The 12808-nt window shown below is 39.5% G+C and carries 6 protein-coding genes; all 6 read left to right on the top strand.

Annotated elements, in window-relative coordinates:
* The first annotated feature begins 2 nt into the window (after positions 1-2).
* The gene (locus tag J1905_RS04030) at positions 3-1769 is read left to right on the top strand and encodes a RagB/SusD family nutrient uptake outer membrane protein (RefSeq protein ID WP_214225964.1); all 1767 of its coding nucleotides are present in this window, start codon (positions 3-5) and stop codon (positions 1767-1769) included.
* A gap of 116 nt (positions 1770-1885) precedes the next feature.
* A complete protein-coding gene (locus J1905_RS04025) occupies positions 1886-5173 on the top strand; it encodes a glycosyl hydrolase (protein WP_250317991.1) in 3288 nt (1095 codons plus the stop codon).
* A 17-nt stretch (positions 5174-5190) separates the two neighbouring features.
* Entirely contained in the window at positions 5191-6384 is a 1194-nt protein-coding gene (locus J1905_RS04020) for a glycosyltransferase WbsX family protein (protein ID WP_214225963.1), read from the top strand.
* Between the two features lie 5 nt (positions 6385-6389).
* On the top strand, positions 6390-8108 hold the full coding sequence (locus tag J1905_RS04015; protein ID WP_214225962.1) for a hypothetical protein: 1719 nt from the start codon (positions 6390-6392) through the stop codon (positions 8106-8108).
* A 22-nt stretch (positions 8109-8130) separates the two neighbouring features.
* Entirely contained in the window at positions 8131-9915 is a 1785-nt protein-coding gene (locus tag J1905_RS04010; RefSeq protein ID WP_214225961.1) for a glycoside hydrolase family 71/99 protein, read from the top strand.
* 71 nt (positions 9916-9986) lie between these two features.
* On the top strand, positions 9987-12806 hold the full coding sequence (locus tag J1905_RS04005) for a family 78 glycoside hydrolase catalytic domain (RefSeq protein ID WP_250317990.1): 2820 nt from the start codon (positions 9987-9989) through the stop codon (positions 12804-12806).
* The last annotated feature ends 2 nt before the right edge of the window (positions 12807-12808 follow it).

Below are 12808 nucleotides of genomic sequence, written 5' to 3'. Positions count from 1 at the left end.
CAATGAGAACGTATAGAAAATTTATAATCATAGTTGCCGCAGGAATGCTTTTTTCGTGTAACAAGCAGTTAGATTTACCAACTGACGGCCGCATATCAATGGAGCAGGTATTTAGCGACTATAATAGAACAAGAGGTTATCTTAATTCATGCTATGGGTTTACCCCGGCACCCTATATGGATAGAGCTTCATTTACTGATGAAGCACAGGATGCAGACGATAATACTTCAGAATCCAAGTACGCAATTTGGTATAATGGAGCGATTACATCTACCTCATATCCGCAATATTCCGCGGATGGAAGTCCATGGGCTAAACTGTATGAAGGGATCCGTAAGTGTAATGTGTTTATAGAGAATATTAAAACAGCGCCTGTATTTGCAACCGATGCGGAAAAGGGAGCATGGACAGCGCAGGCACATACATTACGTGCACTTTATTATCTGCAACTGATTAAACGTTATGGAGGTGTGACAATCTTTGATAAGCCTTTAGATATTAATCATGATTTTTCCAAAGACAAAAAATCCACCTTTTCGGAGGTAGTGAAACTTATTCAAGCAGATTGTGATAAAGCACTATCCTATCCGGCAACGCGAGATGGATTTCCCTGGGAAATTTATGAAAATCAATATGGAATTATGACTAGAGCTATAGCTTATGCTATTAAATCGGAATCTGTAACCTATGCTGCAAGTCCCCTATGGTCGGATGGCACGTACAATTGGGCAGATGCGACAGCTATCAATGCGGAGGCGCTAGCTCAATGTGTTGCAAATGATTACAAACTATTTAATCAGGCACCTGCATCTGATATTGCCCAAAATGCTTATGCTTATTATAACCTAATAAGTTCTAATGATCAGCGCTCAGTTGATAAGGAAACAATTTTTCATGCAGGCAACAAAATGCAGGTATGGAAATGGGCTGGTATGCCAACCACTCCTGGATTAGAAAGAACCGGCCCATGTCCAAGTCAGGACCTAGTTGATAGTTATGAAATGGCAAATGGCGAAGCTCCAATAACAAATTATTCGGATGCAAATAAACTTGTACCCGTTATAAATGGAGTATCGGGTTATGATCCAAATAATCCATACAATGGTCGTGATCCAAGGTTTTATGCCTCTATTTATTACAACGGAGCGGTAAGGAATCTAAACGATCCTAATGGAAAGAAAGTTGAAACATTTGTAGGAGGTGCTGAAGGTATTTCAGAAACGGATAGAAAACATACTCGTACAGGGTATTATCTTCGTAAATTCAATAACTACAGGTCTGGAATTAATAATGATGCTGATGGTTCTATTAGATTATTTCGCTTGGCAGAACTTTATTTGAACTTTGCAGAATCTGCATATCAATCTGCTGGGCCAGATGTTTCTGTGTCTTCAGGTGGACTTACGATGAGTGCGCGTGAGGCTGTAAGTATTGTTCGTGCAAGGGCTGGCATGCCTGCTTTTCCTTCTGGGATGTCTAAAGAGGCATTTGAGAAAAAATATCGTAATGAACGACGTGTTGAACTTGCGTTTGAAGAGCATCGTTTTTTTGATGTTCGGAGATGGAAAATTCTGGATCAAACGGATAAAATAGTCACAGGAATGAGAATAACCAAAACGGGTTCAAATCTTACTTATAGCCGTTTCAAATTTGCGGATAGGAACGCTTGGTCCACTAAATATTTATTGTATCCAATAGATCAGGCTGAGGTAGATAAGATGATTAATCTTACAGGACAGAATTGGCAGAACCCAAGTTGGTTAGATTAAGGCATCTTAAAAGTTACAATGAAGGCAGTATAGTACAGGTTGCTGATCAGCAAAATAATTAATAGTATTGGTACATTAACTAATAGTTTTCTCCGGAGAACTATTAACACAACCAAATGAAACCATTTATGAATTTAAACATCAGATCTTTTCACGGACCTGTATGGGTACATCTTGCCCGCTTTGTCCTGCCGGTATTAATTTTAATTATTGCCGCTTGTTCAAGTACAAATAAAGAAATTGCTTTTACTAAAGTTGAGAGTGGCTTTGTCGTTCCTCCAGATACCATACAAACCAGTGTTTATTGGTATTGGATTTCTGACAATATCTCTAAACAAGGGGTAATAAATGATTTAAAGGCAATGAAAGCGGTAGGAATAAATCGTGCTTTTATTGGGAATATAGGTTTAACCGGAGAGGTGCCTTATGGAAAAGTGAAATTGTTTTCTGATGAATGGTGGGATATTACCCATACGGCCCTAAAAACAGCCTCTGAACTAGGTATTGAAATAGGGATGTTTAACAGTCCGGGTTGGAGCCAGTCAGGTGGCCCATGGGTTAAACCTGAACAGGCAATGCGCTATCTGGCATCTTCAGAAACTGTATTTAAAGGGCCTGCAAAGATTTCTCAAAAACTCGACAGACCTGAAGGAAGTTTTCAAGATGTTAAATTACTGGCTTTCAAAGCACCTAAAGGATATGGAAGTAGCATTGCAGATTTAAAACCTGTTATTACTTCAGAACCTGCCATTCAAAATATAGGAAATATCGTTGATAAAAATAAGCAGACAGAGGCTGCATTACCTAGTGGTAAACCTGTTGTGATTAACATCACTGCTAAAGAAAATTATACTGCCAGAAGTTTAACTATCCATCCATCAAAAAAGAACATGAGTATGGATGTAAAGATAGAAGCATTGGATAATGGTACTTATCGTGAAGTAAAACAGTTCAGAGTAGATCGTAGCAACAATGCGCTTAATGTAGGTTTTGCGCAGTTTGCCCCTGTTATTATTTCATTTGATGCAATAACCTCAAAGGCTTTCCGCTTAACAATTACTAATCCATCAAATGACGCAGCTATTGCTGAAGTAGAAATATCATCAGTGCCTAAAGTTGAACGCTTTGTAGAGAAAACATTAGCTAAAATGCACCCAACGCCGCTTCCATATTGGCATGAATACCAATGGGCTCAGCAAAAAGAAGTAGCAGATAAAGAATTGCTTGTAGATGAAGGCTCAATTAAAGATATCAGTTCAAATTTGTCGGCTGATGGAACGCTTACATGGGATGTGCCAGAGGGCGAATGGATCGTTATGCGTACAGGGATGTTACCAACAGGTGTTCAAAATGGTCCGGCATCTCCGGAAGGAACAGGATTAGAGATCGATAAAATGAACCATGAGCATGTATTAAAACACTTTGATGCATTTATGGGCGAAATTCAACGACGTATACCTGCTGAAGATCGTAAAACATGGAAAGTTGCAGTTCAGGATAGTTATGAGATGGGTGGACAAAACTGGACGGATGATTTTATCGGAAAGTTTAAAAAACGTTATGGCTATGACCCAATGCCATTAATGCCTGTTATGTATGGTCATGTGGTAGGAAGTCAGGATAAATCAGACCGTTTCTTATGGGATTTGAGACGTTTTGTAGCTGATAATGTTGCTTATGAATATGTAGGTGGATTACGTGATATAAGTCATAAGCATGGTTTAAATATATGGCTAGAAAATTACGGACATTGGGGTTTCCCTGGAGAGTTTCTTCAGTACGGAGGGCAGTCTGATGAGGTTGCAGGGGAGTTCTGGAGTGAAGGAGAACTTGGTAACATAGAAAACAGGGCAGCTTCTTCGGCAGCACATATTTATGGTAAAACAAAAGTTTCTGCAGAGTCGTTTACTGCTGCGGGAAATACTTTTGGCAGGTATCCTGCAATGATGAAACAACGTGGCGATCGGTTCTTTACTGAAGGTATCAATAATACATTGTTGCACGTTTATATTCAACAGGCCTATGAAGATAGAAAACCGGGCGTTAATGCCTGGTTTGGTAATGAGTTTAATCGTTTTAATACCTGGTATTACGATATGGATATGTTTATCCAATATCTTAAACGTTGTAATTTTATGCTGCAACAAGGCAAATATGTTGCCGATGTAGCTTATTTTATTGGCGAGGATGCTCCAAAAATGACAGGAGTACAAGATCCTAAACTTCCTGCAGGTTATTCCTTTGATTATATAAATGCCGAAGTAATAATTAATCGTTTATCTGTTAAGGATGGCAAATTTGTGCTTCCTGATGGAATGTCTTATCGTGTACTGGTATTACCGGCACTTGAATCTATGAGACCGGAATTGCTAGAGAAAATAGCAAGTTTAGTAAAAGCGGGTGGAGTGATTTTGGGCCCAAAACCAAAGCACTCTCCTAGTTTAGAAAACTATGCGACAGCAGATGAAAAGGTGAAGAAACTTGCGGGTGAAATCTGGGGTAAAATTGATGGCGAAAACGTTAAAACAAATGAATTTGGCAAGGGTTTGGTAATGACCGGACTGGATTTGCAACAAGCATTAGATAAAATAGGTGTAATTCCTGATTTTAAAACCGTTGACAATGACCTGGCTCTATTTATCCACAGAAAAACCAATGATGGTGATATCTATTTTGTATCTAATCAAAGTGATAAGCCAATAAGCATTAATCCTGCTTTTCGTATTAGCGGAAAGGCTCCAGAGTTATGGAACGCCATTACGGGAAAAATGCGTGATCTTCCGGAGTATAGCTCAACTTCAACTACAACATCTGTTCCTTTAAAGCTGGATGCATTTGAAAGTGCTTTTGTGATCTTCAAAAAGAATCATCCTACCAATTCCTCAGCGGAGAAAAGAGTTAATTTTCCTTCACCAATTAATGTTGTTAAACTAAACGATCCATGGACTGTTAAGTTTGATAAAGAAGGGAGAGGGCCTGAAGAACCTGTGGTGTTTAAAACTCTGGTAGACTGGTCAAAACATCCTGATAAAAGAATAGCTCATTATTCTGGAAGCGCCTTTTATAACACTTCATTTGAAATAAAAAAGCCTGAAGCCGGACAGCGTATTTATTTAAACCTTGGCTCGGTTACCGCATTGGCAAAAGTAAAAGTTAATGGTAAAGATGTTGGCGGCGTATGGACTGCTCCTTATAAGGTAGATATTACTGAGGCAGTAATGGGAGGAGAAAATAAACTGGAAATAAAAGTGGTTAATACCTGGGTAAATAGGCTGATAGGTGATTTGAAATTGCCAGAAGATCAGCGTAAAACCTGGACTTATATCAATCCATACAATGCCGATAGCCCACTTCATACCTCAGGGTTAACCGGACCTGTATCAATTGAAATAAACCCTTATTAAATTTTACAATAAGCACAATGAAATCATTCTCTTATAAAAGACTAGTCTTGTTTTTAGGAATAGCTCTAGTTGTTTCAACCATATTTCAATCTTGCAGCATCAAAAAGAAAATTACCCAGGAATATGATGTGGCTGCATTTTATTGGCCTGCTTATCATTATGAACCTAGAGCAGAGTTTTTGTTCCCAGAGAAAAAGGGAGAATGGGAAATCATTTATAAAGCAAAGGCCAAAGATAAGGGGCATGCCCAACCAAAAGTTCCATTATGGGGCTATCTCGATGAGGCAAATCCAAAGGATATGGATAAAAAGATCACTGCCGCTGTTGATCACGGAGTGAACACATTTATTTTCGATTGGTATTGGTACGAGGGGAAACCATTCCTGGAAGATTGCATCAATGAAGGATTTTTAAAAGCTAACAAAAACCGCATGAAATTTTACCTTATGTGGGCGAATCATGATGCTACAACTTACTGGGAACGTGAAAACCCGAGAAAGGATTCTGTGATTTGGAAGGGGAGCGTCGATCGTAAACAGTTTAATATCGTTGTGGATCGTGTAATAGAGAAGTACTTCAAAAACCCTGCTTATTACAAAATTGATGGTGCTCCGGTATTCTGTATTTATGAACTTCATACGCTCATTGCCGGATTAGGTGGTGCAGAGCAAACTAAAGAAGCTTTAGATTACTTCAGACAAAAAACCATTGCTGCCGGATTCCCTAGACTGCATTTACAAGGGATTCTTTGGCAGGCGTTACCATCGAGTATTACGGGAGTGCCCGGTGAAAAAATAGAAACACAGAATAAGGTAATGGAGTATTTTGGCTTTAACAGTCTTACCAACTATTGCTGGGCACATTTACAAAATCCAGATGGAGATTACGAGAAATGGGCAGATTTATCTACCAATATGTGGCAAGGGTTTAGTAAAGATTTTACCATTCCATATTTTCCTAACCTGACAATAAGTTGGGATGCTAATCCAAGGTTTCCGTATAGAACCGGTTACATAAATAATCCTGCTCCAGAGAAGTTTGCAAAGTATGTTGCAAAAGCCAAAACCTTTGCTGATGAACATCCAAAACAACGCAAACTGATTACAATCAATGCTTGGAATGAGTGGTCGGAAGGTAGTTATCTTGAACCTGATACTTTACATAAAATGGGATATCTGGAAGTGTTAAAAAAGGCATTTGTTAAAAAATAAATCCAATGAGATATGTTCATCTTATAATACTATTTACACTATTTGGTATAGGTTTGTCAAATGCTCAGTCATTTGCCGGAACTGATGATCTAGGCAGAATTCTTCCTCAAAATAGCGAGGTTGGAAATCCAAGAAAAAAAACCGTTGCCATGTTCTATTTTTTATGGCATGAAACAGCACCGCGTAAGTATTGGGATCTTAATGAAATAGTGAATACTCACCCGGAAGTACTCAATGATTTTGATAATCCATATTGGGGAAGTGGAGGGATGTATTATTGGGGAAAGCCTATTTATGGGTATTATAAAGGGGATGATTACTGGGTACATTTAAGAAGCATCCAATTGCTGACTGATGCAGGTGTAGATATTCTTGTAATTGATGCAACAAACCGTTTAACTTATCCAAAACAGGCCGATGTATTAATGAAGGCTATGAATGCTGTACGTGCTCAGGGCAAAATTCCACCAAGGATTGTGTTTTATACCAACACTTCGTCGGGTGAGACGATGCAGGAAGCTTATAATAATTTTTATAAACCAGAGGCACCTTATCGCCATCCGGAGTGCTGGTATTTAATGGATGGTAAGCCATTAATAATTGGCATATCAGCGGAAGCTAAAGGAAAAGATTATGAAAATGCTTTTACATATAGAGAGTCACAATGGCCAAATGAACCTCAAAAAACAAATAGCTGGCCATGGATTGAATTTGTAAGGCCGCAAAAAACATACAAGAATGCCAAAGGTCAAGTAGAAATTATCAATGTCTCAGTCGCTCAGCACCCTAATCCAACTGCCGGTATGGGAGGCTCTGCATTTTACGGTAATAAGGACAACTGGGGCAGGAGTTATCGTAAAGGATCACCCGGAAATCCTGCAACAGATGTAATTTATGGCTATAATTTTCAGGAGCAATGGGACTATGCTATAAAACAAAATACACCTTTTGTGTATGTAACAGGTTGGAATGAGTGGATAGCGGGAAAATTTCCAAGCAGAGATGAGAATCCAGAGCATTCCTGGTTTTGTGATCAGGCAAGTCCTGAATATAGCAGAGATATTGAACCCTCGCTTACTGCCGGCTTAAAGGATAATTATTATATGCAATTGGTTGGGAATATAAGGAGGTACAAAGGTGTGGCCGCTAATCCTTCGGCCGGTTTACCTAAAACAATCAGAGGGCTGGGTGACTGGGCATCAGTACAATTAATTTATAAAGATTATACAGGCGACACAAAGGAGCGCAACCATCCTGGTACACCGATAGAGCCTGCCACTGTTTATACCAACACAACAGGTAGGAACGATTTTGAACAGATGAAGGTTGCACGTGACAAAGTAAATATTTACTTCTTCGTGAAAACCGCTGCCAATATCACTGCCAATTCAGGTAGTAATTGGATGAGACTATATCTTGACACAGACAGAAGTGCTAAAACAGGCTGGAGAGGATATGATTTTAGAGTTGTATCAGGAAGCATCTTACAGCTGTATAAGGATGGAGAGTGGCAAAATATGCAAACATTAAAATATCAGGTTAAGGGTGACCAACTGATGATCACCATTCCAAGAACCTACCTTAAAAATGTAGCTAAACCACTCAATTTTGAATTTAAATGGTCTGATAATATGCAGGACGATAGTGATCCATTGGACTGGTATGTGAATGGTGACACAGCACCTGGAGGTCGCTTTAATTTTATTTATAGTTCAGCCAATTGATAATGTTTTTAAAAAATTAGGTATGGTGCAAAAGGCAAGATTTAAGATTTGTTTACTGGGAATGCTTTGCGTTGCTTTTTTTCAGGTAAGTGCTCAACATTTAATCTCATCCTCAAATGCGGATACATGGGTAGCAAAAGACGCACTTGGCCGTACAATTGATCCTTTCAATTATAAAAATCTGCGCAAAGATAAATATGCAGGGATATTCTATTTTATATGGCAGGGCGCTCATGGTTACGATCAACATAAAGGCGGTGCTGCGGATGGTGGAATTATGCCTAAAACACCGGGAGATACGGTTAGCCCTTACGACATTACAAAACTGTTAAAGGCTAACCCGACGGATCCTAAATATGGACCAATTCATGCTTTTCACCATTGGGGAGAACCTTATTTCGGTTACTACCTTGCAGATGATGAATGGGTAATCCGCAAGCATGCGCAAATGTTGTCGGATGCAGGTATTGATGTGATTATTCTCGACGTAACCAATGCTGCAATTTACTTGCCGCAGGTTACTAAAATAGCCAATACTTACTTGAAAATGCGTGCAGAAGGTTTAAGCACACCTTCTATTTCTTTTATCGTAAATAGTGCGCCAAAGCAAACGGTTAATAACCTTTACGAGCAGATTTATAAAAAAGGATTGTTCAACAATCTTTGGTTCATGTGGAAAGGAAAACCTCTGCTATTGTGCCCGCCGGAAGCTGTTACACCTGAAATTGGCAACTTCTTTACTACCCGACATTCATGGGCTTGGAGTAAAGGTCAGGAGTGGTTTGGCGATGGTAAAGACAAGTGGCCATGGCTAGATCACTATCCTCAGTCTTATGGCTGGCATGACTCAAAAGATAAGGCAGAGCAAGTAACGGTTTCCATTGCACAACACCCTATGTCGAACATTGGCAGGAGCTTTCATAATGGCGAACAACCGGAAATATTCTCGACCGAAAAAGGACTTTACTTTGCAGAACAATGGAAAAGAGCACTTGAGGTAGATCCTGAGTTTGTGTTTGTTACCGGATGGAATGAATGGGTAGCCATGCGCTTTAATGACGGTGCATCCAAAACCTTTTTAGGTAAATCGATTGAAAAGGGGGAAACCTATTTTGTAGATCTTTATAATGCAGAATTTAGCAGAGATGCGGAACCTGAAAATGGAGTAACCAAAGACAATTACTATTACCAGTTAGTGGATTATGTAAGAAAGTTTAAAGGCTCAGGAAAATTACCCACTTACAAAACCAATGCTTCGGTTATTATCGATGGTAAATTTGAGGATTGGAAAAAAATACCAGCAGAGTATAAAGATGATAGCGGGGATACCTTCCATCGCAAACATCCCGGTTGGGGCCGAATAAGCGAATATGTAAATACTTCTGGGCGTAATGATATCGTAGAATCCAGAATTACATCGGATCAGCAAAATGTATATTTCTATGTAAAAACAAAGGAACAATTAACTCCATCGAATTCTCGGGATTGGATGCATTTGTTTATCGGTGTAAAAGGAGTTAGCGGTGTAGGTTGGGAGGGGTTTCAATATGTAGCAAACGGTGCTACGTTACACAACCTCAAAAAGGACGGAAGGCTTGGTAAATCTATCGTAGTAAAATACAAAGCTGGTAAAAATGAACTGGAGTTGGTTATTCCTAAAAATAAGCTCGGGATTGTTGGAAACAAGTTTACTTTAGATTTTAAATGGGCTGATAATTCGCCTCTTGATGGAAATGCAATGCATTGGTTAGATAAAGGAGATGCGGCTCCAAATGGACGATTCGCTTACAGGTATATTAAAGAATAGACCTTGTACTGGACAGTACAGGTTGCCGTTAAGCTATAATTGTGTTACTTTAATAGACCAAATATTTCCCAATGATACCAACTAAAAATATGTTTATTGCATTGCTGTTTCTCTTTTTTTCGGGGACAGCTTTCGCCTCCAAAATAACAGAGAAGATCAGTTCTGTTATTCCGGTAAATACAAGATGTGAGTATCTCATTAATCCGGCTGGACTAGATGAATTGCAGCCTCGCTTAAGTTGGACACTTAATGCGGCAGATACCACTGCATTCGGACAAAAGCAAACCGCCTATAGGATTATCGTGGCTTCAACAGAAAGTGGACTAAAAATAAATAAAGGAGATGCATGGGATTCCGGATGGGTAAACTCATCTGAAATGCAACAGATAACCTACAAAGGAAAAGCTTTTATCTCTGATAAAAACTATTTCTGGAAGGTATCTGTTAAAGATGAAAATGGAAAAATATCGCCATGGAGTAAAACTGCTTACTGGACAACAGGGTTACTTAAACCAACAGATTGGAAAGCAAAATGGATTGGGACAGACCAGATCTTTGATCCTAAACAACAGGATTGTAACATATCGGATCCATGGCTTAGAAAAACCTTTACGCTTAAAACAAAACCTGGAAAAGCAAACATCTTTGTAGCCTCTGTAGGTTTTCATGAAGTATACGTAAATGGAAAAAGAATAGGGAACGATGTAATGGCACCAAGTGTAACTGATCATATGAAAAGGGCACGCTATGTTGCTTATGATATTGCTCCGGAACTTAAGGTAGGCAAAAATGTAATCACCGTTTGGTTGGGGACATCATGGTCTATTTTTGGTCCATACATTGTGAAAGACAGGCCGAATACCCCAATTGTAATTGCTCAGGCCTCAATTTATACCAGCAAAAATACCACACCACTATCAAAACCTGAACTGATAATCAGTACAGATGAAACCTGGAAAACTCATAAAAGCCCTAATAAATTATTAGGTGTATGGGATTCGAACAGAATGGGAGGAGAGATCTGGGATGCGAATAAAGAAGTTCCAAATTGGAATACCACTGCTTGTGATGAAACAACCTGGGATAAAGCCATCGTTTATCAGCCTAAGCTAATTCTATCTGCTCAAAAGATAGAGGGTAACCGTGTTTTTGATGAGATAAAGCCAATTGGAATTGTAGAAAGAAACGATGGAACCTATCGCGTTGATATGGGTGTGAATTTTGCAGGTTGGACGGAGATTAAAGTAAAAGGTAAACAAGGTGATAAGATTGAATTTCTGTTTTCGGAAAGAGAACAGGCCGATATCACTTTTAGCAATCACAGTGCTTTCATTATTGGGAGAACAGGAGAGGGGACTTTTCATAATCGGTTTAATTACAGCTCAGGTCGCTGGATTACCATTAGAGGTTTAAAAAGTAAACCATCTCTGGCTGATATCCGTGGATGGATGGTGCGTACCGATTACAAAGAAGCTACTACATTTGTATGTTCTGATCCTTTGCAAAACTGGATGTATGACAGAATTAAATGGACCTTTCAGAACCTCTCAATAGGCGGCTACATTGTAGATTGCCCTCAGCGCGAAAGGCTTGGTTATGGTGGCGATGCACATGCAACCTGCGAGACAGGAATGTTCAACTATCACATGGCTGCATTCTATACGAAATGGATGGAAGACTGGAGAGATGTGCAGGGAACAGAATCTCTGGTGGGCAATATGTACGATGAAAACTTTGCCCGCAAAGGTGTAATGGGCGGTCGTATAATGAACAACGGAGTTTTACCGCATACTGCACCTACTTACATGGGCGGTGGTGGTCCGCCTTGGGGTGGTATAGTAGTTTCCTTGCCTTGGTTTATTTATCAGCATGAAGGCGATAAAAGAGTGCTTGACAAGAATTTTGAAATGATAAAAGGTTGGCTTTCCTTCCTTGATCTTAATACTAAAGACGATATGCTAGTTCGCTTTGGCGGAGCATGGGACTTTTTAGGCGATTGGTTATGGCCGGGGGCAACTGCCGAAGGCATGAACAACGATAAACCTCAAGCGGTATTTTTAAACAACTGCTACCGGGTGTTTAACCTTCGTACTGCTGCTAAAATTGCCCGTGTGCTCCATAAAGATAAAGAGGCACAACAGTGGGAAAAACAAGCTGATGTATCAAGCGCAGCGATTCATGCCAAGTTTTACAATGCAGACGATCATAGTTATTCTGATAAATCAATGTCTAATTTGGCTGCGGCTTTATTAGGTGAGGTAATGCCACAAGATTTAAAACCATTAATAATGAAACGACTGGAAAACGAAATTCTGGTTGTTCATAAAGGGCACATCAATGTTGGTATAACAGGCGGTGCAATGCTTTTTAAAGTACTAAGAGATGCAGGGCGAGACGATCTTATTTATTCGATGACATCGCAAACTGACTATCCAAGTTGGGGTTATATGAAAGCTAATGATGCAACCACCATTTGGGAAATGTGGGAAAAAGATCTTCCAGGCCATTCTCTTCTGCACAGCTCTTACCTATACCCAGGGGCATGGTATGTTGATGGGGTGGCAGGTATAAAGCGCGATCCGAAAGCACCAGGATTTCAGCGTTTCATTGTCCGCCCACCACTGTTAACGGCTACTCAAATGGAATGGGCTAAAGCCGATATGCAGTCACCTGCCGGTTTAATTAAAACTGCATGGAAACGTACAGGAAATCAGCTTGTAATGAATATCAATGTGCCACCAAACTGTACTGCTATACTTCAGTTACAGGAAAAAGAAGCTGAAAATATAGCAGATAAATCAAAATATATTAAGGACTTAGGCCTTAAAGATGGCTTCAGGGCTTTTGAACTTACATCAGGAAACCACACTATTAAAACAGAGAAAATCTAAAC

This window comes from Pedobacter sp. B4-66, assembly GCF_018492665.1.
Classification (GTDB): Bacteria; Bacteroidota; Bacteroidia; order Sphingobacteriales; family Sphingobacteriaceae; genus Pedobacter.
This window is presented reverse-complemented; position numbering and strand designations above follow the sequence as displayed.

Excerpts from the sequence above, each read along its gene's own strand:
- J1905_RS04030 (WP_214225964.1), top strand. The coding sequence starts at position 3 with ATGAGAACGTATAGAAAATTTATAATCATAGTTGCCGCAGGAATGCTT.
- J1905_RS04025 (WP_250317991.1), top strand. The coding sequence starts at position 1,886 with ATGAAACCATTTATGAATTTAAACATCAGATCTTTTCACGGACCTGTA.
- J1905_RS04020 (WP_214225963.1), top strand. The coding sequence starts at position 5,191 with ATGAAATCATTCTCTTATAAAAGACTAGTCTTGTTTTTAGGAATAGCT.
- J1905_RS04015 (WP_214225962.1), top strand. The coding sequence starts at position 6,390 with ATGAGATATGTTCATCTTATAATACTATTTACACTATTTGGTATAGGT.
- J1905_RS04010 (WP_214225961.1), top strand. The coding sequence starts at position 8,131 with ATGGTGCAAAAGGCAAGATTTAAGATTTGTTTACTGGGAATGCTTTGC.
- J1905_RS04005 (WP_250317990.1), top strand. The coding sequence starts at position 9,987 with ATGATACCAACTAAAAATATGTTTATTGCATTGCTGTTTCTCTTTTTT.